This is a genomic window from Paraburkholderia caribensis, assembly GCF_002902945.1.
GTDB classification, from domain to species: Bacteria; Pseudomonadota; Gammaproteobacteria; order Burkholderiales; family Burkholderiaceae; genus Paraburkholderia; species Paraburkholderia caribensis.
Window position 1 is genome coordinate 572,633 of record NZ_CP026101.1, and the last position, 19,120, is coordinate 591,752.

Sequence of the window (19,120 nt, forward strand, 5' to 3'; positions counted from 1 at the left end):
GTCGTAGCTCAGTGTCGTAGCTGAATGTCGTAGCTCAATGTCGCAGTTCAATGTTTCACCCGGCCGACCCCACATCGGCCGCGACCGACCATCAAGATGAATCCAGACAACACTCCGGTATCACCGATTCTGCCCGGCGCATGGCTTGGCATGGTCGGTGGCGGCCAGCTCGGCCGCATGTTCTGCTTCGCCGCGCAGGCAATGGGCTATCGCGTCGCCGTGCTCGATCCGGACGAAACCAGTCCGGCGGGCGCCGTCGCGGATCGCCATCTGCGCGCCGCCTACGACGATGAAGCGGCCCTCACCGAACTCGCGCGGCTGTGTGCGGCGGTGTCGACCGAGTTCGAGAACGTGCCCGCCGCAAGTCTCGATTTCCTTGCGCGCACCACGTTCGTCAGCCCGGCAGGGCGTTGCGTCGCCGTCGCGCAGGATCGCATTGCGGAGAAACGCTTCATCGCGTCGTCGGGCGTGCCGGTGGCGCCGCATGTCGTGATCGAATCGTCGGACGCGCTCACCGCGCTGGATGACGCCGCGCTCGAAGCCGTGCTGCCCGGTATTCTCAAGACAGCGCGCATGGGCTACGACGGCAAGGGGCAGGTGCGGGTCGGCAATGCGGCCGAAGTGCGCGCGGCGCATGCGTCGCTGGGCGGCGTGCCTTGCGTGCTCGAAAAGCGTTTGCCCTTGAAGTTCGAAGTGTCGGCGTTGATCGCGCGCGGCGCGACGGGTTGCTCGACCGTGTATCCGCTCGCGCAGAACACCCATCGCAACGGCGTGCTGTCGCATACCATCGTGCCCGCGCCCGACGCGAATGCGACGCTCGTCGAGCAGGCACAGCAGGCCGCGCTGCAGATCGCGGACAAGCTCGGCTATGTCGGCGTGCTGTGCGTCGAGTTCTTCATTCTCGAAGACGGCACGCTCGTCGCGAACGAAATGGCGCCGCGTCCGCACAACTCCGGCCACTACACGGTCGACGCCTGCGCGACGAGCCAGTTCGAACAGCAGGTGCGGGCCATGACAGGCATGCCGCTCGGCGATACGCGCCAGCATTCGCCCGCCGTGATGCTGAACATCCTCGGCGACGTGTGGTTCCCCGTCAACGCGAAGGGCGAGCGGCCCACTGCCGCTGTCACGCCGCCGTGGCACGAAGTCGCGGCGATGCCGGAAGCGCGTCTGCATCTATACGGCAAGGAAGACGCGCGTCCCGGCCGCAAGATGGGCCACGTGAACTTCACCGCCGCGACGCTCGAGCACGCGCGCGCGGCCGCCCGCGATTGCGCGCGCCTGCTGCATATCCCGACGAGCTGAGCACGAGCCTTTATGCCGGATCAAACGAAACCTGCCGACGTGACGTCGAGCGTCGGCGCCGACGAGATCGCGCGTGCCGCGGCGCTGCTCGATGCCGGGCAACTCGTCGCGTTTCCCACGGAGACTGTCTACGGGCTGGGCGGCGATGCCGAAAGTCCTGACGCGGTTGCGCGCATTTACGCGGCGAAGGGCAGGCCGGCGAATCATCCCGTGATCGTGCATCTGGCGCCGGGCGGCGATCCGAATTATTGGGTCGAGCAATTGCCGTCCGATGCGCAGCGCCTGATCGACGCCTTCTGGCCGGGTCCGCTGACGCTGATTCTCAAACGCGCCGCGCATATTCCGGCGGCGGTGAGCGGCGGGCAGGATTCGGTCGGCTTGCGCTGTCCGTCGCATCCTGTTGCGCAGGCACTGCTTGCGGCGTTCAGCGCGTTGCGTAATGGACATGGCGGCGTCGCGGCGCCGTCCGCGAACCGCTTCGGTCACGTCAGCCCGACCACGGCGCAGCATGTGCGCGAGGAATTCGGCGATGCGATTCATGTGCTCGACGGCGGATCGTCGGATGTCGGCATCGAATCGACGATCGTCGATCTGTCGCGCGGCTTTCCTGCGTTGCTGCGGCCGGGGCACGTCACGCCGCAAGACATCGCCGACGTGCTCGGTGAAATGCCGCGTTTGCCCGACGGCTCGGACGCGAGCGCGCCGCGTGCTTCCGGCACGTTGAAGGCGCACTATGCGCCGCGCACGCCGCTCGCGCTGCTGCCGTTCGACGTGCTCGAGCCGCTGCTGGCCGCGCGCGCGCCCGGCGAACGCGTTGCGCTGGTTGCGCGTGTGTCGCGTGCAGGGCGCTGGGCGGACGCGGAGGGCGTGCATTTCGTCGCCGCGCCGGAAGATCCGCATCTGTATGCGCGCGATCTGTACGGCCTGCTGCGCGCGCTGGATCGCGCGAATGTGTCGCGGATACTGATCGAGAAATTGCCGGATACGATCGAGTGGATCGCCGTCAACGACCGGCTGGGACGCGCGGCCGCGGCATTCGAGGCGCACGACGCCTGAGAGCCGCGCGCGCGGCACGCATCTCGCGTGAGCGCAAACGCAGTCGCGAAAGCAGACGCACGCAAGCAAAAAGCCCGGCTCTTGAGAGCCGGGCTTTTTTCACATCGAGCGAAGCCGGAAACAGCGGGGGCAACCCCGCCGGATGCCGCTTACTTGCCGAGACCCGTCGCGGCGATCTTGCCTTCGACGTATGTCGCAAACGCGGCATGCGCGTGGGTCGTCGGGTGGATCGTGTCGGCGAACACATACGACTGGTCCGCGCCCGCGACCGTCAGCGTATTCGGCGAGCAGAACAGCGACGACGCGAATTGCTGGCCATACTGCGCAGCCGTCATGCCGCCGACCAGCACGGAAGGGTTCGCCGTTGCATACGCCGTTGCGTTCGCGGCCATCTGCGTGATGTTGCAGGCCGTGCCCGTGGTGTTGCTGAAGCCTTGCGCCGACGGATTGGCGAGCAGCGGCGTGAGCCAGCCGCTGGTCGACACGAAGACCACCTTGGTCGACAGGCCGGCCACTGCCAGCGCCTGCTGCAGCACGCCGTTATAGGTAGCGACGATGCCCGAGATCAGCGTGGGAACCTGCGCCGACCCCAACTGCGTGGCAAGCTGCGCGGCCAGCGGCGTCTTGCCGATATCGGGCACGTCCATCACGACCACATGCGTTGCGCCCTTCGCGAGGATCGTACCGATCTGCGCCACGAGCGTCTGCGCCATCGGGCCGACCGTGCTCACCGCGACCGACTGCACGATTTGCGAAGCCTGAGTCGGATTGGCCGCAACCTGCGTCGAGATCGACGTCAGCATCGCGGACAGGTTTTGCAGGATATCGTTGGCGCCGCCGTTGATCAGCACGAGCTGATTCGAATTGAAGCTGCCGTGGTCAGTCAGGTATTGCTGAACCTGCCGCGTCACCGGCCATGTGGTCGCGGCCTGGCTATTCGGCGCGTAGCCGTTGCCGTCGACGCGCGACACATCCGAGCCGCCTTGCGCATAGCCGAAGCCGCCATTTGCCGCGAGCGGCTTGCCGAAGCCGCCCACAAAGGCCGGCGTCAGCGTGTCGCCGTAGTACTCGGCGACCTTCTGCGTCCACACCTCGCCGGGGTTCGTCGTGAAGCGTCCGCCGCCGAAGCTCGAGGTGATCACGGGCGAATACGTGCCGACATCCGACAGGCTGTCCCCGAACGACACCACCTGCAGTTTGACCCCGCCCGCAGGCGTGGCGCTCGCGTTGTTGTTATTGTTGTTGTCACTGCCGCCGCCGCATGCGACGAGCGTGGCGAATGCCGCGCACGCGACGGCGATGCGTGCGTAGCGCACGATGCCCGTGTTGTTTGATGCTTGCTTCATAAGGTCCTTATCTCCTCGTATGTATCTGGCCTGAGCCTTGTGTCTCGTGAGCCATCTGATGCAGGCGTCGTCTGGACGCGGCGACGAACCTGCAAAGCCTTCCCTGTTATCGCGGCGTCTGGACGGCCGCGTTGTTGTTCTGCGATGCGCGTCCGGCAGCATCCGGCGCAAGCTCGCCGCCGCGCAGGCTCGCGTGATACTGCGCGGCCCACGCGGGCGGCGCGAACAGCGCGCTCAGCCGGTTGCGCAAGCCGCGCACCCGCACGACGTCCTGCGCCATCGAAGCCCATTCATGAAACGTCGCCTTCAGCGGGTTATACGTATGAAGCGGCTCGACGATGCCATACACGGGCGGCTCGTTCGGATCTTCATCGACATAGCTGCCGAACAGGCGGTCCCATATCACCAGCACGCCCGCATAGTTGCGATCGATATACCGGTCGTTGCGCGCGTGATGCACGCGATGGATCGACGGTGTGTTCAGCACGTATTCGAACCAGCCGAGCTTGCCGACGGACTGCGTATGCACGAAGAACTGAAAGCCCAGGTTGATCAGCACGATGCCGACGATCTGCTTCGGCGGAAAGCCGAGAAACGCGAGCGGAATCCAGAAGACCCACATGCCCGCGACGGGATACATGAGGCTTTGGCGAAACGCCGTCGAGAAATTCATCCGCTCGGACGAGTGATGCACGACATGCGCGGCCCACAACCAGCGCACACGATGGCTGCAGCGGTGAAATACGTAGTAGAGCAGATCCTGCGCGACGAACAGCACCGCGAACGACACCCAGCCCGCATGCCAGTCGAGCAGCCGGTAGTGCTCGTAGCAATACGCATAGACGGGGATGACGAACAGCCACGCGAGCTTGTCGGCGCCCTGGTGCATCAGCGCGAGCGCGGTATTGCACAACGTGTCGCGCCAGCCGTACATGCGCGCTTCGGGCTGCATGCGCTGCGCGCGCCACGCCTCCCAGCCGATGCACGCGAGAAAGATCGGCGCCATGGCGAGCAGAAGCAATTCGGCATCGAATTGCATTGACGTCTCCCTCCGAGGGTCCCTGCGGCCTCCTCGGGGAGGCCGGCATTGTCTTTATTGTTTGAATGCGGCGCTGTTCATCATGCGGCGCCTGTCGCGCGCGCCGTCATGCCTGTTTGTCTGCGCCTTTTTCATACTGCCCGACAGCGTACAACGCCTCGCGGCGCGTCGCGCACCGCTTCAATAGAAGGAATCCTCAGTGCGCGCCGCGCTTCTGAGGGTTTTTCCTGATCTTGCGGCGCGGCTCGTCCGCGGCTTCTGTCGTGGCCGGCGCGACGGTGCTGGCGAGTATCGCGGACGGGCCCTGATACACCCATTCGAGCAGTTCGTCATGCGCGGCGCGCGCCGCTTCCGCGTGTGGGTCGTTGATCAGGCTGACGACGACATAGCTCTGCCCATCGGACGATGCGACATAACCTGCGATCGCCCGCACGTCGCGCAGCGTGCCTGTCTTGATGTGCGCGTTGCCGTTGACGGGCTTCGACGTCAGGCGGTTGCGCATCGTGCCGTCCACGCCGACGATAGGCAGCGAATCGACGAACACCTGCGCGACGGGGCTGGCGTTCGCGCTTTGCAGCAGATCGGCGAGCGCGAGCGCGGTGATGTGCTCGTCGCGCGACAGGCCCGAGCCGTTGTCGAGGCTCAGATATTCCATCGGCATTGCGCTGCGATGCAGGAACGATTCGATGGCTTCCGCCGACTTCGCGGGCGTCGCGGGCGGGCGGTTGATGACGGCGCCGATCGTCAGAAAAAGATTGCGCGCCATCGTGTTGTTGCTGAACTTGTTGATGTCGCGAACGATGTCGGACAGCATCGGCCCCTGATGCGTCGCGACGAGTTTTGCGTCGATGGGGACGGGGCCTTCGCGCGTCGTTCCGTTGAACGTGCCGCCTGTCTGCTGCCACAGCGCGAGGAAGCCGCCCGCGAAGAACGTGGTGTGATCGAGCACGGCCACGTTGACGGTGCGCTCGCCGCAGCGCAGCGGATAGTCGCCGATGAACGACGCATTGACCACGCCGTTCGCCGCCGGCGTGACGGCGGGCGTCACCAGCTCGCCGCGGCACGGGCCGCGCGTCGCGCGCAATTCGTTGTCGATCTGCAATTGCGCGAGCGCGGGCAGCACGTCGATCTGCACCTTGCCGTCCTCGGACGGCGACATCGTGAACGACAGCGACTTGAACGCGTATAGCAGCGGATCGGGGCCGACGTTATAGGGCGAATTGACGTCGCTGTCGAAGGCGGGCAAATCGCGCGTGGAGGGGTCGAAGAAGCGTTTGTCGAGCACCAGCGCGCCGTCGATGCCCGTGATGCCCGCCTTGTGAATCTTCTGGACGAGGTCGATCAGTTCTTCGGGCACCAGCTTCGGGTCGCCTGTGCCCTGGATGTACAGATTGCCGTGCAGCACGCCGTTTCCGTCGATGTTGCCTTGCGCGTACGCCGTCGTCTTCCAGCGGTAGTCGGGGCCGAGCAGCGACAGACCGGAGTAGGTGGTGACGAGTTTCATCGTCGAGGCGGGCATCATCGGCTTGCCGGCGTTCAGCGCGAGCACGGGCGTGCGGTCGCCGACCTTCTCGACGACCACGCTGATCGATGACAGCGGCACATGGGCGCGCTGCAGGCCCGCCATCACGGCAGGCGGCAATACGGTGGTGACGTTGACGGCGGGTTGCTGCGCTTTCTTGCGCGCCTCGGCGGGCGCGGCGACGGCGAGCGCGGCGCAGGCGAACAGGACGGCGGCGGCGCGTGTTGTCGTGTGGAGTGCAGCCGCCGGCTCAGCGTGAGCTGAAGTCAGCGATTTGAAACGACGCCCGAGCGAGCAGGCATACGACGAGGCTAGTGAAAGGAAAGCGAGCGGCATGAAGGGACGGAATCGGCGGTGAAATCGCGGCGCGGAAAGGTATATGCAAGCACGGTGCGCGGTGAAGTCGCGGTGCGCGAAAGCGCTCATTGTAGAGAGTTGCTATGGGGTCGAGAAAAAATGATTTGAGGTGGGGTGCGGGGTGGCTTGTGGGGGTTGGTCCGGTTTTCTAGGTTTTTGCGCTGGCATCCGCGATGCCTTAGCTCGCTTCACGCGTCGCCCCTGTGCGGGGCGGCACCTACTTTTCTTTGCCGCCGTGTACAGACTGGAGACATCGCTGACAGGTGTACAGGGACATCGTTGACACTTTCGGGTAATCAAACGCCCGGATTTTCAACCATGCCCTGGGATGTAAAAGACATCATGAATCGCCGCGAAGATTTCGTCCGTGAGGCCGCCACACAGGCGCTCGCGTTCAGCGAACTGTGCCGCAAATACACGATCACCCGCCAGACCGGCTACAAGTGGCTGGCCCGTCACAGGGCGGAAGGCATCAAGGGCCTGGCCGACCGCTCCCGCCGCCCGCATCACAGTCCCAAACGCTCAGCGCAGACCATCGAGGCGCGGGTGCTCGAAATGCGCCAGGCGCACGGCTGGGGCGGGCGCAAGATCGCCCAGCGCCTGCGCGATCTGGGCGAAACACAGATTCCCGCGCCCGCCACGATCACTGAGATCCTGCGCCGTCACGGGCTCATCGATGAACAGGCGTCGCGCCAGCGCCAGCACTGGCAGCGCTTCGAGCACGAGTATCCGAACTCGCTGTGGCAGATGGACTTCAAGGGTGACTTCCCGACCCTGGAGAGCGGACGCTGCGCGCCATTGACGGTCATCGATGACCACTCGCGCTACAACGTCGTGCTGAGCGCCTGCTCGCGCACCACCACGCAGGTCGTGCAGGAAGCGCTGGAGCGGGCGTTCCGCTGCTACGGGCTGCCTTCGTGCATCAACACCGACAACGGCGCGCCATGGGGCTCGCCCAGCGCGCCGGGCCAGCTCACCGAGCTCGCGGTCTGGCTGATCCGGCTGGGCATCCATGTGAGCTATAGCCGGCCGTATCACCCGCAGACCAACGGCAAGGATGAACGGTTTCACCGCTCGCTGAAGGCCGAAGTGTTGCAGCGGCATGCGTTCACCACGCACGAGCACGTGCAGCGGGAACTGGATCGCTGGCGGCAGGTGTACAACACCGAGCGTCCGCACGAGGCACTGGGAATGGCGGTGCCGCTCACCCGCTACGCGTGCAGCCTGCGCAGGATGCCTGGGCGGCTGCCAGAGCCCGAATACCGCTGCGGCGACGCGGTTTTACGGGTCAACTCAAGCGGCGTGGTGCGCGTGCGCGGCGAGAAACTGAAGCTCTCGATCGCACTCAAGGGGCTGCAGGTGGCCGCCCGCCCGAGCGAGGACGAAGACGGTGTGATTGACATCTGGTTCGCCCATCAGCGGGTCGCAAAACTTGACCTGAAGGCAGCAAAACCCTGACCATCATGTGTCAGCGATGTCTCTGTACATGTGTCAACCATGTCTCCAGTCTGTACACCGCCGCAAAGAAAAGTAGGCAAAAGAAAGCGGCTCACACCGCCAGCGCTTGACGTTTGCCCACGGGCCCCCAACGTCCCCACGCTTCAAACGGCAACGTGCTAGTTGATGGCCGTTGCCAACGCGCTGAATGAGCGCCTCACCCACTTCAAAAACCCGTACATGAGCCGGCGTCAGCGAATGGTATGTGCCGCCCAGGTGGCAAACTGTGTGTGGGTTTTCCTGACGTACACGTTAGCGCTCTTACAGGGTGGGACGCGTGCGCATCGGTCTGGAGTGAAGCATGTGGAGCACCGAGGGCCGACACACAGTTTGCCACCTGGGCGGCGGTGGAGTGCCTGGCAAGGCGTGCCGTGGCGGGGGAGCGTGAAGCGGGTGAGGCGCTCAGCAAGAGCGCTGGCAACGAACGTGGGTCACGTGATTGCCGTGTGAAGCGTAAGAACCTTTGGGGGCCCTCAGGCAAACACAAGAACTGGCGGTGTGAGCCGCTTTCTTTTGCCTACTTTTCTTTGCGGCGGCAAAGAAAAGTAGGTGCCGCCCCGCACAGGGGCGACGCGTGAAGCACGCTAACGCATCGCCGATGCCAGCGCAAAAACCTGTAAACCCGACCCACCATCGCAAAACAACCAAAATCAGGCAAAAACGAAACCCATACCCTCCACCCAGCGCAGCAAAAAAAACCTTGAGCGCTAGAATGCTGGCATTGAAAACACATAACCGGGCCACGAGCGCCCGAACCGCCGGAGCGGATAAACAGCGATGCGCATACTTCTCGTTGAAGACGACCGAATGATCGCCGAAGGCGTGCGCAAGGCACTGCGCGGCGAAGGCTTCGCGGTAGACGTGGTGCAGGACGGCGAATCCGCACTAAACGCCGTCGCCGGCCAGCCTTACGATCTCGTCCTGCTCGATCTCGGCCTGCCCAAGCGCGACGGCCTCGACGTGCTGCGCACGCTGCGTGCACGCGGCCATCAACTGCCCGTGCTGATCGTCACCGCACGCGATGCCGTCGCGGACCGCGTGAAAGGACTCGACGCCGGCGCCGACGATTACCTCGTGAAACCGTTCGATCTCGACGAACTCGGCGCTCGGATGCGCGCGCTGATTCGCCGCCAGTCGGGACGCAGCGAATCGACGATCCGCCACGGCAATCTCACGCTCGATCCCGCCTCGCATCAGGTGACGCTCGACGGCGCGCCCGTCGCGCTGTCCGCGCGCGAGTTCGCGTTGCTCGCCGCGTTGATCGCGCGCCCGGGGGCGGTGCTGTCGAAAAGTCAACTCGAAGAGAAGATGTACGGCTGGGGCGAGGAGATCGGCAGCAATACCGTCGAGGTCTACATTCACGCGCTGCGCAAGAAGCTCGGCGCGGAACTGATACGCAACGTGCGCGGTCTCGGCTACATGATCGCCAAGGAAGCCTGACACGATGCGTTCGATTCGCCGTCAATTGCTGTTCTGGCTGCTCGCTATCGTATTGCTCGGCGTCGGCATTGCGGGCTGGCTGATCTACCGTCAGGCGCTCGCCGAAGCCAACGAACTGTTCGATTACCAGTTGCAGGAAATCGCCGCCGCGCTGCCCGCCGAGCCTTTCTCGCAAGTGCTCAGCTCGCGCGATACAGGCGACGAAGGCATCGTGCTGCAGATCTGGAATCGCAACGGCGTGCTGATGTACTACTCGCATCCGCGTGCACCGCTCGCGCCGCGCGCCGAACTCGGCTTTTCGACGGAGCGCACCGAGCGCGGCGACTGGCGCGTGTATGGGGCGATCGTCGGCGACAACGTGGTGCAGCTCGCGCAGCCGCTGTCAGTGCGCAACCGGCTCGCGGCAAACGTCGCACTGCGCACGCTGTGGCCGCTGATCGTGCTGCTGCCGCTGATGGGCGTCGCGGTGTGGGGCGTGGTCGGGCGTGGGCTCGCGCCTTTGCGGCGCGTCACGGGCGCGCTCGACACGCGTCATCCCGAAGCGCTCGATCCACTGCCCGATTCTCGCTTGCCGCTCGAAGTGCAGCCGCTCGTGCGCGCATTGAACGGCCTGCTCGAACGGCTTGCCATTGCACTCGATACGCAAAAAGCCTTCGTCGCCGATGCCGCCCACGAACTGCGCACGCCGCTCGCCGCCGTGCAGATCCAGTCGCAACTGGTGGCGCGCGCGCATGACGAAACCGAGCGCCGCGAAGCGCTGCACGATCTGCAGGCGGGCGTGACGCGCGCGACGCGTCTTGCCGAGCAGCTGCTCGCGCTCGCGCGTTCCGAGCCGGATGGTCATGCCGCAACGGGCAGTGTCGATCTCGACGCGCTGGTGCACGAATGCGTGACTGCTCATCTGCCCCTCGCGCAGAAGCGCGGCGTCGATCTCGGCATCGAGGCTAGCGAGCCCGCAACCGTCACCGGCGACGCAGAAGCGTTGCGCGTGATGCTCAACAACCTGATCGACAACGCGACCAAATACACGCCGGAGGGCGGCCGTGTCGATGTCTGCCTGCGCGTCGAAGATGGCCGGCCGCTCGTGCAGATCGCCGACAGCGGACCCGGCATTCCGCCCGATGAACGCGACCGCGTCTTCGACCGCTTCTACCGCGTCGGCGCAGGAGCGAATCGCGCGCGTACCGACGTTGCGGGCAGCGGCCTCGGTCTCGCTATCGTGCGGCGCATCGCGCTACAGCATCACGCAAGCGTCACACTCGACGACTCTGCGTCAGGCGGTTTGCGGGTCAACGTGCGCTTCTGAATCGCCCGCCCGGCACGGGTTTGCGCGAGGCTTTCATCGAGTTGGCATTGTTTAAGATTGATTTAAGCGACGCCACGTACTCTTCGACTCATCATAGAGTCAACTCTCCCAATCAGGAGTACACGATGCAAGCAAAAATACTGACCCGTAGCGCCGTTGCAGCGGCCGTCGTTATCGCATTGTCGGCGGGCTACGTGGCGGGGCATCGCGACGTGCCAGCGCCCCAGGTGATCTCGCCCGCGGCCGCCGCGATGATGCCCGCGGAAGCCGCGGCGAAAACGGGCATTCCCGATTTCTCGGGCCTCGTCGAAACGTATGGGCCTGCCGTCGTCAACATCAGCGCGAAGCACGTCGTGAAGCAGACGGCGATGCGCGGCGGCAATGGCAATAACAGCGGTCAGCTTCCCATCGATCCGAGCGATCCGTTCTATCAGTTCTACCGTCATTTCTTCGGCCAGATGCCGGGCGGCCCCAATGGCGGCGGCGGCGATGACGGCGACCGTCCGAGCGCGAGTCTCGGCTCGGGCTTCATCATCAGCAGCGACGGCTATGTGCTGACCAACGCGCACGTTGTCGACGGCGCGAACGTCGTGACCGTCAAGCTCACCGACAAGCGCGAGTACAAGGCAAAAGTGGTCGGCGCGGACAAGCAGTCGGACGTCGCCGTGCTGAAGATCGACGCGAAGGATCTGCCGACGGTGAAGATCGGCGATCCGCGCTCGAGCAAGGTCGGCCAGTGGGTCGTCGCGATCGGCTCGCCGTACGGCTTCGACAACACGGTGACGTCGGGCATCATCAGCGCGAAGTCGCGCTCGCTGCCTGACGAGAACTACACGCCGTTCATCCAGACCGACGTGCCCGTGAATCCGGGTAACTCGGGCGGCCCGCTGTTCAATCTGCAAGGCGAAGTGATCGGCATCAACTCGATGATCTATTCGCAGACGGGTGGCTTCCAGGGCCTTTCGTTCGCCATCCCGATCAACGAGGCGATGAAGGTCAAGGACGATCTCGTCAAAACGGGCCACGTGAGCCGGGGCCGGCTCGGTGTCGCCGTGCAGAGCGTGAACCAGACGCTCGCGGATTCGTTCGGCATGAAGAAGCCGCAAGGCGCGCTCGTGAGTTCCGTCGACCCGGGCGGTCCGGCCGCGAAGGCAGGCTTGCAGCCGGGCGACGTGATCCTGTCGGTGAACGGCGTGGATGTGACGGATTCTTCAGCGCTTCCGTCGCAGATCGCGGGCATTACGCCGGGCACGCAGGCCAACGTCCAGGTATGGCGCGACAAGTCAACCAAGGATCTCAAGGTGACGATCGGCTCGCTGTCGGACGCGAAGGTTGCGTCGAATGACGAAAGCGGCCCGGCGCAGGTGCAAGGCAGGCTCGGCGTCGCGGTGCGTCCGCTCACGCCGCAGGAAAAGAGCGGCGCGTCCGTGTCGCACGGTCTGCTGGTGCAGGATGCGAGCGGCGCGGCAGCCAGCGCCGGCATCCAGCCGGGCGACGTGATTCTGGCCGTCAACGGGCGGTCGGTATCGAACATCGACCAGTTGAAGCAGGCGGTGTCGGCAGCGGGCAATAGCATCGCGTTGCTGATCCAGCGCGACAACTCGCAGATTTTCGTGCCCGTCGATCTCGGCTGATCCGGCAAATGCCGGCGTGCCGGCCGCGCCACCGGCGCCGGCCGGTAAAAGCTGCCGGTGATGGAAAAAATGGAAGGTTCGCGCCTTGCACACTGAGCGCGCTGCGAACGAAACAGGCCCGATTTTCGGGCCTGTTTCGTTGTGGGCGTTGATGGGGCGGGATGGGCATACAGATTGCGTACGGTTATGCGTTAGAACCGTTCAGGTTTGCCCCATAAGGAGCCACGCAATGACTCATCGTCGTATCGTCGCCCGCGCCGTTTCGGTTGCGGCAGCGACAGTTCTCACATTCGGCCTGTCTGGCGGCGCGTACGCGCAGCAGGCAAGCGAAGTCACGGGCGGTACCACCACCGATAGCACCAGTGCGGGCAACGTCAATGGCGAAGGTCTGCCTCAAGTGCAGCAACAGGGCGACGTGTCGTACACCTCGGGCGGCGTCGGTCTCGATGAATCGAAGGCGCTGCTCTCCGCGCAGAGCCAGTGGCCGTTGTCGCTGCGCTTCACGGGCCCCGGTTCGGACTATCTCGCCGATGTAAAGGTGAAGATCGTCGATGCACATGGCGGCAGCGTGCTCGACACCACGTCGCGGGGGCCGTATATGCTGGTCAAGCTGCGCCCGGGCCGCTACACCGTGCATGCGGCGTACAAGGAAAACGATCAGTCGAAGCCGATCACCATTCCGGCGAAGGGTACGGCAAAGGCCGCGTTCTACTGGAAGACACAGTAAGCGACGCGAAAGAAACGCGCAGAAAGCCGACGGGCGCCGGGCGCGACGAGGCAGGCATTCGCGCATCGATCGGCCGCCGCGCCGCTTGCAGTGGCCGCGACGCAACGCGCACGCGGCGGCAATCGGTAGAGACCCGATGCGCCAACGAAGGCCGCGCAATCGCGGCGTGTTTGGTCAATAATGAAGCCACGGACACGCTCCGTGGCTTCGGCGTTTCGGAGCCGACGCTGCGCGGCCCGGGAGACGCGCACCGCATAATGACAACGACGCGGCGCGCGATGAGAGCCGGACTGGCGGTTGAGCCCGCTGACCGGAGCGTGCGCGAACGTGCGAGCAGCGGAGCGGATCACATGAACGATGCCCCATCCGGCGGAAGCGCCGAAGACGCGGACAACGGCAGTGCCGGGCACGGCGGCCATGCATCCCGCGGTGCGCCAGCGCACGGAGGCGACGCCGAAGCGGGGCATACGATTTCCATCAGGCCCAACCAGCATCGCGTACGGGTGATCCACCAGGGCGTGACGTTCGCGGACACGCATGCCGGGTTCACGCTGTGCGAAACAGGCTGTCCCGACGTGTTTTATTTCCCGCGGGCCGACGTTAACATGGCGCGGCTCGAACGATCGGCTCACACGTCGCACTGTCCGTTCAAGGGCGAAGCGTCGTACTACCATCTGCGGACGGAAGACGAGACGATCGAGTGTGCAGTCTGGAGCTATGAAAACCCTCTGGAAGGGGTGAAGCAGATCGCGGGGTATCTTGCGTTTCACGCATCGCGTGTCGACCGCATCGATCAGACATCCTGATCCCGCGGTCGCACGGTTATCGGGGAGGCTGCCATGGAATTGAACGACGCGTTGAGAGTGCCGCTGGCGCCGTCCGAAGTCTGGGACGCGCTGCAGGATCTCGCGTTGCTGCGCGCGAGTCTCGACAATTGCGAGTCCTTGCGCCGGCTCCAGGGCGGCGAATATCTGCTGACGATGACCGTGCCGCTCGGTCCGCTGCGCGCGCACTATCACATACGCGCCCATGTCGCGAGCGAGGATGGCGCGAACAGCGCAAAGCCGCATCGCACGCTCAACTTCAAGGCGCGCGCCGAGGGCGTCGGCTCGCTGCGCGGCCAGATCGACGTGTCGCTGCGCACCGACGATCATCTTCATCTGCATCTTCCCGGTCGCGGGCCGAGCACGCGCATCGACTATTCGGTGTGGGCGACGTCGACAGGACCGCTCGCGCAACTGCCCGCGCGGCAGATCGAAAACGCGCTGCACGAACTGGCCGACGACTTCTTCACCGAATTCTGCGCGGTCGTCCAGGCGAAGCACGGCAAAGGGCCGAACCGCGCGACGGGCACGCAAGGGCGGCGCCAGCACGTGTTTCTGCGGCCAATCAGCCTTTCCGGCGTGGCGCGCCGTGCGCGGCTGCACGATCATCATCAAGGCAGTACGCTGACCGGCCGCGCCGCGCATTCGCTGCTGCACGGCCTGCATCATGAGCATGATCCACATGTGCTGCCGAACTGGGCGTGGGCGGCGATGATTTTCTTCGTCGCGCTGCTGCTCTACGTCGCGCGGTATTTCACGCAAGGCTAGCCGTTACCTTCACTTCACTATGCGCGCGGCGGTTCACACACCGCGAAACTCTCTGCGCCATGCGGACGGCGACGTCCTGAACGCGTCGGTGAAGTGCTGGCGCAGCGACGCCGTCGAGCCGAACCCCGCCATTCCCGCAATCGACTCGACCGACTCGTCGGTGCTTTCGAGCAGTTGCTGCGCGCGCGCGAGCCGTTGCCCAAGCAGCCAGGCGCTCACGGTCGTTCCCGTCGCTGCCTTGAAGTGACGTGTGAAGGTGCGGCGGCTCATCGCGGCGCGCCCGGCCAGGGAATCGAGGGTGTGCGGCGTGTCGAGCGTGCCGTTCACCCAGTCGAGCAGCGCGGACAAGCGGTTGCCGCGCAGGTCGGGCGGCATGGGCTGCTGCACGTATTGCGCCTGACCGCCCTGGCGATGTGGCGGCACGACGAGGCGCCGCGCGATGTAGTTCGCGCTTTGCGCGCCGCACAGCTTGCGCACCACATGCAGGCAGCAATCGAGCCCCGCCGCCGTGCCCGCCGACGTGAGGATGTCGCCGTCGTCGACATACAGCACCTGCGGATCGACCTTCACGCCCGGAAAGCGCCGCGCGAAGTCGGCGGCCCATGCCCAGTGCGTGGTCGCCGGGCGTCCGTCGAGCAGGCCCGCGGCGGCGAGCACGTAGGCGCCGAGACACAGGCCGACCAGTTGCGCGCCGCGTGCGTGCGCGGCGCGCAACGCATCGAGCAGCGCTGCGGGCGGTGCTTCGTCAGGATCGCGCCAGGTGGGAACGATGATCGTATCGGCGTCGGCGAGCGCGTCGAGACCGTGCGTTGCGGCGATCGAAAAGCCGGCTGTCGTCGACAGCGGGCCGGGGTCGATCGAGCAGACCCGGAACTCGAAGCCGAGCACGCCGCCGTCGCTGCGGTCCTCGGCGAACACGACACAGGGCACGGACAAATGGAACGGGCTGATACCGTCGAAGGCGACGGCCGCGACGACATGCGGTGTGTTCGGGGCGCTGCGGCACGTCTGCGTTGGCTGGCGATCAGGACTCGCGCTGGATGCGCGCGGCTTCGCCGGCTTTGACGCAGCCATTGATGCGGAGGTTGCAGCGGCTCGGACAGCGGAGCGGGCCATCGCGGCCTCCCGTTCGAAATGGCGAATGGCCCAATCCTAGCGAAAATTGTCATTCGGGTCACTGTCGCGCGATGGGCGGAACGCGAACAATGCGTGCATTGCGGCTGCAACCGCCGGCCGCCGACTTCAACCATCCAGGAGAGTTGCCATGCCGACGCCCCGCCGTGCCCTGATTGTCATCGATGTCCAGAACGAATACGTGACGGGCGACCTGCCGATCGAATACCCGGACGTGCAGACCTCGCTCGCCAACATCGGCCGCGCAATCGACGCGGCGCACGCCGCGCAGATTCCCGTGGTCGTCGTGCAGAACTTCACGCCGGCCGGCTCGCCGATCTTCGCGCGCGGCAGCGAAGGCGCGGAACTGCACGACGTGGTCGCATCGCGCAAGTACGATCACCACATCGAGAAAGCGCTGCCGAGCGCCTTCACCGACACCGATCTGGCGGACTGGCTCGCGGCGCGCGAGATCGACACGCTCACCGTGGTCGGTTACATGACGCACAACTGCGACGCATCGACGATCGTTCACGCGCTGCACATGGGCCTCGCCGTCGAGTTCCTGCACGACGCGACGGGTTCCGTGCCGTATGAAAACAGCGCCGGTCTGGCGAGCGCCGAGGAAATCCATCGCGTATTCAGCGTCGTGCTGCAGTCGCGCTTCGCGGCCGTCGCGAGCACGCAGCAATGGATCGGCGCCGTGCAGTCGGGCGGGCAGCTGGAACGCGGCTCGATCTACGCATCGAACCAGAAGGCGCGAGCGAAGACGGCCGCCTGAGCGAGCCGGAAATGAAGGAAAAAGGGCGGCCGGCTTGCCGGCGGCCCATGCGGCGCATCGGCTTTCCGGGCTGAGCGCCGCTGTGACGTCCAGCGTGAATACGTTCAGGCGCCCATGCGCAGCGCCGGGCTGCGCAACGCATCGATCATGCTTTCGACCATCTGCCGCGCGTGCCGGCCGAAGTCCAGCACTTCCGGCACGAACAGCATGTCCTTCAACGATCCGCTGATGAACGCGTGCACCATCGACGCCGCCACGGGCACGTTCATGTCGGCAGGCAACTGCCCTTTGGAGATCGCGTTGCGCATACACGTCTGAATGTTCGTCAGGCCCTCGCGCATGGTGTTCTGGTAGCGCGCCATCACGGGCCCCATCTCTTCGACGAACTCGCACTTGTGAAACAGGATGTCGAACACCCGGCGGCGGTGCGGGTCGTTCGCGGTGTCGCGCAGACAGACGGTGCAGATCTCGACGAGGCGGCCGAGCGGATCGGCCTCGTTCGGATCGACGGACGCGGCTTTCAGTTCGTCGAGCGGCAGCAGCACGCGGTCGAACATTTCCGTGAAGAGCTCGCCCTTGTTGGCGAAGTGCCAGTAGATGGCGCCACGCGTGACGCCCGCCGTCTGCGCGATGTCGGCCAGCGAAGTCCGCGACACGCCTTTTTCCGCAAACACCCGTTCTGCTGCATCGAGGATGCGGGTGCGCGTCTCCTGCGCTTCTTCCTTGGTGCGACGGACCATTTGTATTGCCCTGCAATAAATGCGGGGTTTCCCCTGACGTTTTTAAACGCGCCTGATAAAGATCATTTCATGCGCACGTTAATGCCTGGCAGATCTTCCGGAGGAAACCCTTTTTACCGGTTGAACGCACTTTTACGTGCATTCATGAATGTATATATAATAGCACCCCATCGATCGGATGGCTTACGTTTGGGTGAACGGTTAATATCCGTCACTGTTGTCTTTGCAAGCATCTTTGCGCTGTCTCAAGACATGAGCAGCGCGGTGCGGCATTTCCCGGTTTGGCGCATTTCGCAGTGAATGCACCCGCAGGAAACGCATTCGTGAGCGTCCGGTCATGGCGTCTTCGAGACGCCAATTTGCGCAGCCTTCTCCGGAGAGAGATGCACGCACTTTTTCCTTCTCAGTCTTTGACAGAGGTCGCTCCATGCGCGTCGAACGGGTTCCATTCCGCTTACTCACTGCCACGACGGCTGCCGTAATGCTGGCAGCATGCGGACAAAAACAATCAGCACCTCCGCCTCAAACGCCTGAAGTCGGCGTCGTCACGGTCCAGCCGCAAGCCGTGCCCGTCGTCACCGAATTGCCGGGTCGCACCAGTGCGTTCCTCGTCGCGCAGGTGCGCGCGCGGGTCGACGGCATCGTGCTGCGCCGCGAATTCACGGAAGGCACGCAGGTCAAGGCCGGTCAGCGTCTGTACAAGATCGATCCGGCGCCGTACATCGCGACGCTGAACAACGCGAAAGCGTCGCTCGCCAAGGCGCAGGCAAACCTCGTCTCCACCACGGCGCAGGCCAATCGCTACAAGGTGCTGGTCGCGGCGAACGCGGTGTCGAAGCAGGACTACGACAATGCCGTCGCATCCGAAGGCCAGGCGGCCGCCGACGTCGCGGCCGGCAAGGCCGCCGTCGATACCGCGCAGATCAACCTCGGCTACACGGATGTCGTCTCGCCCGTGACGGGCCAGGTCGGCATCTCGCAGGTCACGCCGGGCGCATACGTGCAGGCGAGCCAGGCGACGCTGATGTCGACCGTGCAACAGCTCGATCCCGTCTACGTCGACGTCACGCAGTCGAGCCTCGCGGGCCTGAAGCTGCGCCGCGAAATCCAGCAGGGCCGCCTGAAGACCACGGGTCCGGACGCCGCGAAGGTCGAACTGGTGCTCGAAGACGGCCGCGTCTATTCGGAGAAGGGCAAGCTGCAGTTCACCGACGTGACCGTCGATCAGGCCACGGGCTCCGTGACGATCCGCGCAATCTTCCAGAACAAGGACCACGTGCTGCTGCCGGGCATGTTCGTGCGCGCGCGCATCGAGGAAGGCGTCAACGAAAACGCGCTGCTGGTGCCGCAGATTGGCGTCACGCACGACCAGAAGGGCCAGCCGACGGCACTCGTTCTGAATAAGGAAGACAAGGTCGAGCTGCGCACGCTGCAGGCCACGGCAACGTACGGCCAGTACTGGGTGGTCGAGGGCGGCCTGAATGCGGGCGACCGCGTGATCGTGAACGGCGTCGACAAGGTGCGTCCGGGTGCAACGGCCAAGGCCGTGCCGGCACAACTGCCGCCGTCGCCCGCATCGGACGCAGCCGCGGCGGCTCCGGCCGGCGCACAGGCAGCTAGCGGCGCAGCCGCCGCCTCCGCTGCATCGGGCGCGTAAAAACAAAG

16 protein-coding genes are annotated in these 19,120 nt (G+C 65.0%); 11 read left to right on the forward strand and 5 right to left on the reverse strand.

What is annotated here, in order from left to right; translation table 11 throughout:
- Nucleotides 1-96 precede the first annotated feature (96 nt).
- Nucleotides 97-1,305, forward strand: coding sequence for a 5-(carboxyamino)imidazole ribonucleotide synthase (locus C2L66_RS02525; RefSeq protein ID WP_054929786.1), 1,209 nt, complete (start codon nt 97-99; stop codon nt 1,303-1,305).
- 12 nt (nt 1,306-1,317) lie between these two features.
- Nucleotides 1,318-2,361 carry an L-threonylcarbamoyladenylate synthase gene (locus C2L66_RS02530; RefSeq protein WP_054929787.1) on the forward strand — a complete coding sequence of 348 codons (1,044 nt, stop codon included), beginning with the start codon at nt 1,318-1,320 and terminating at the stop codon, nt 2,359-2,361.
- 149 nt (nt 2,362-2,510) lie between these two features.
- Here the strand turns inward: C2L66_RS02530 and C2L66_RS02535 are convergent, their stop codons facing one another.
- The 3 genes from C2L66_RS02535 to dacB all read right to left on the reverse strand — a co-directional run bounded on the left by C2L66_RS02535 (nt 2,511) and on the right by dacB (nt 6,604).
- A complete protein-coding gene (locus C2L66_RS02535) occupies nt 2,511-3,707 on the reverse strand; it encodes an SGNH/GDSL hydrolase family protein (protein WP_054929788.1) in 1,197 nt (398 codons plus the stop codon).
- A 106-nt stretch (nt 3,708-3,813) separates the two neighbouring features.
- Nucleotides 3,814-4,746, reverse strand: coding sequence for a sterol desaturase family protein (locus tag C2L66_RS02540; protein ID WP_060602255.1), 933 nt, complete (start codon nt 4,744-4,746; stop codon nt 3,814-3,816).
- 196 nt (nt 4,747-4,942) lie between these two features.
- Nucleotides 4,943-6,604: a D-alanyl-D-alanine carboxypeptidase/D-alanyl-D-alanine endopeptidase gene (dacB, locus tag C2L66_RS02545; protein ID WP_060602252.1), complete on the reverse strand. Its 1,662-nt coding sequence runs from the start codon at nt 6,602-6,604 to the stop codon at nt 4,943-4,945.
- Nucleotides 6,605-6,943: 339 nt separating this feature from the next.
- On the opposite strand from dacB, the gene C2L66_RS02550 reads away from it, so the two are divergent.
- The 7 genes from C2L66_RS02550 (at nt 6,944) to C2L66_RS02585 (ending at nt 14,821) form a co-directional block, all read left to right on the forward strand.
- A complete protein-coding gene (locus C2L66_RS02550; RefSeq protein ID WP_060600163.1) occupies nt 6,944-8,083 on the forward strand; it encodes an IS481 family transposase in 1,140 nt (379 codons plus the stop codon).
- 816 nt (nt 8,084-8,899) lie between these two features.
- The gene (locus C2L66_RS02555) at nt 8,900-9,562 is read left to right on the forward strand and encodes a response regulator (protein ID WP_035986417.1); all 663 of its coding nucleotides are present in this window, start codon (nt 8,900-8,902) and stop codon (nt 9,560-9,562) included.
- A gap of 4 nt (nt 9,563-9,566) precedes the next feature.
- Nucleotides 9,567-10,868, forward strand: coding sequence for an ATP-binding protein (locus tag C2L66_RS02560; protein WP_060602249.1), 1,302 nt, complete (start codon nt 9,567-9,569; stop codon nt 10,866-10,868).
- Nucleotides 10,869-10,993: 125 nt separating this feature from the next.
- A complete protein-coding gene (locus C2L66_RS02565) occupies nt 10,994-12,502 on the forward strand; it encodes a DegQ family serine endoprotease (protein ID WP_060602246.1) in 1,509 nt (502 codons plus the stop codon).
- 229 nt (nt 12,503-12,731) lie between these two features.
- Complete coding sequence (locus tag C2L66_RS02570; RefSeq protein WP_060602242.1) at nt 12,732-13,229, forward strand: hypothetical protein; 498 nt, start codon at nt 12,732-12,734, stop codon at nt 13,227-13,229.
- A 350-nt stretch (nt 13,230-13,579) separates the two neighbouring features.
- Nucleotides 13,580-14,035, forward strand: a complete 456-nt coding sequence (locus C2L66_RS02580) for a DUF427 domain-containing protein (protein ID WP_054929811.1) — start codon at nt 13,580-13,582, stop codon at nt 14,033-14,035.
- 33 nt (nt 14,036-14,068) lie between these two features.
- Complete coding sequence (locus C2L66_RS02585; RefSeq protein WP_035986404.1) at nt 14,069-14,821, forward strand: CoxG family protein; 753 nt, start codon at nt 14,069-14,071, stop codon at nt 14,819-14,821.
- Between the two features lie 33 nt (nt 14,822-14,854).
- Here C2L66_RS02585 and C2L66_RS02590 read toward each other — a convergent pair whose 3' ends face one another.
- Nucleotides 14,855-15,895, reverse strand: a complete 1,041-nt coding sequence (locus C2L66_RS02590) for a helix-turn-helix domain-containing protein (protein ID WP_227243580.1) — start codon at nt 15,893-15,895, stop codon at nt 14,855-14,857.
- A gap of 190 nt (nt 15,896-16,085) precedes the next feature.
- Here C2L66_RS02590 and C2L66_RS02595 point away from each other — a divergent pair, with 190 nt between their 5' ends.
- The gene (locus C2L66_RS02595) at nt 16,086-16,715 is read left to right on the forward strand and encodes a cysteine hydrolase family protein (RefSeq protein ID WP_054929795.1); all 630 of its coding nucleotides are present in this window, start codon (nt 16,086-16,088) and stop codon (nt 16,713-16,715) included.
- Between the two features lie 104 nt (nt 16,716-16,819).
- On the opposite strand, the gene C2L66_RS02600 is transcribed toward C2L66_RS02595, so the two are convergent.
- On the reverse strand, nt 16,820-17,455 hold the full coding sequence (locus C2L66_RS02600; RefSeq protein WP_060602240.1) for a TetR family transcriptional regulator: 636 nt from the start codon (nt 17,453-17,455) through the stop codon (nt 16,820-16,822).
- A 427-nt stretch (nt 17,456-17,882) separates the two neighbouring features.
- On the opposite strand from C2L66_RS02600, the gene C2L66_RS02605 reads away from it, so the two are divergent.
- The gene (locus tag C2L66_RS02605) at nt 17,883-19,112 is read left to right on the forward strand and encodes an efflux RND transporter periplasmic adaptor subunit (RefSeq protein ID WP_060602237.1); all 1,230 of its coding nucleotides are present in this window, start codon (nt 17,883-17,885) and stop codon (nt 19,110-19,112) included.
- Nucleotides 19,113-19,120 lie beyond the last annotated feature (8 nt).

What these genes read in the sequence shown, in the direction of transcription:
- C2L66_RS02525 (WP_054929786.1), top strand. Translation starts at nt 97, where the DNA reads ATGAATCCAGACAACACTCCGGTATCACCGATTCTGCCCGGCGCATGG.
- C2L66_RS02530 (WP_054929787.1), top strand. Translation starts at nt 1,318, where the DNA reads ATGCCGGATCAAACGAAACCTGCCGACGTGACGTCGAGCGTCGGCGCC.
- C2L66_RS02535 (WP_054929788.1), bottom strand. Translation starts at nt 3,707, where the DNA reads ATGAAGCAAGCATCAAACAACACGGGCATCGTGCGCTACGCACGCATC.
- C2L66_RS02540 (WP_060602255.1), bottom strand. Translation starts at nt 4,746, where the DNA reads ATGCAATTCGATGCCGAATTGCTTCTGCTCGCCATGGCGCCGATCTTT.
- dacB (WP_060602252.1), bottom strand. Translation starts at nt 6,604, where the DNA reads ATGCCGCTCGCTTTCCTTTCACTAGCCTCGTCGTATGCCTGCTCGCTC.
- C2L66_RS02550 (WP_060600163.1), top strand. Translation starts at nt 6,944, where the DNA reads ATGCCCTGGGATGTAAAAGACATCATGAATCGCCGCGAAGATTTCGTC.
- C2L66_RS02555 (WP_035986417.1), top strand. Translation starts at nt 8,900, where the DNA reads ATGCGCATACTTCTCGTTGAAGACGACCGAATGATCGCCGAAGGCGTG.
- C2L66_RS02560 (WP_060602249.1), top strand. Translation starts at nt 9,567, where the DNA reads ATGCGTTCGATTCGCCGTCAATTGCTGTTCTGGCTGCTCGCTATCGTA.
- C2L66_RS02565 (WP_060602246.1), top strand. Translation starts at nt 10,994, where the DNA reads ATGCAAGCAAAAATACTGACCCGTAGCGCCGTTGCAGCGGCCGTCGTT.
- C2L66_RS02570 (WP_060602242.1), top strand. Translation starts at nt 12,732, where the DNA reads ATGACTCATCGTCGTATCGTCGCCCGCGCCGTTTCGGTTGCGGCAGCG.
- C2L66_RS02580 (WP_054929811.1), top strand. Translation starts at nt 13,580, where the DNA reads ATGAACGATGCCCCATCCGGCGGAAGCGCCGAAGACGCGGACAACGGC.
- C2L66_RS02585 (WP_035986404.1), top strand. Translation starts at nt 14,069, where the DNA reads ATGGAATTGAACGACGCGTTGAGAGTGCCGCTGGCGCCGTCCGAAGTC.
- C2L66_RS02590 (WP_227243580.1), bottom strand. Translation starts at nt 15,895, where the DNA reads ATGGCTGCGTCAAAGCCGGCGAAGCCGCGCGCATCCAGCGCGAGTCCT.
- C2L66_RS02595 (WP_054929795.1), top strand. Translation starts at nt 16,086, where the DNA reads ATGCCGACGCCCCGCCGTGCCCTGATTGTCATCGATGTCCAGAACGAA.
- C2L66_RS02600 (WP_060602240.1), bottom strand. Translation starts at nt 17,455, where the DNA reads ATGGTCCGTCGCACCAAGGAAGAAGCGCAGGAGACGCGCACCCGCATC.
- C2L66_RS02605 (WP_060602237.1), top strand. Translation starts at nt 17,883, where the DNA reads ATGCGCGTCGAACGGGTTCCATTCCGCTTACTCACTGCCACGACGGCT.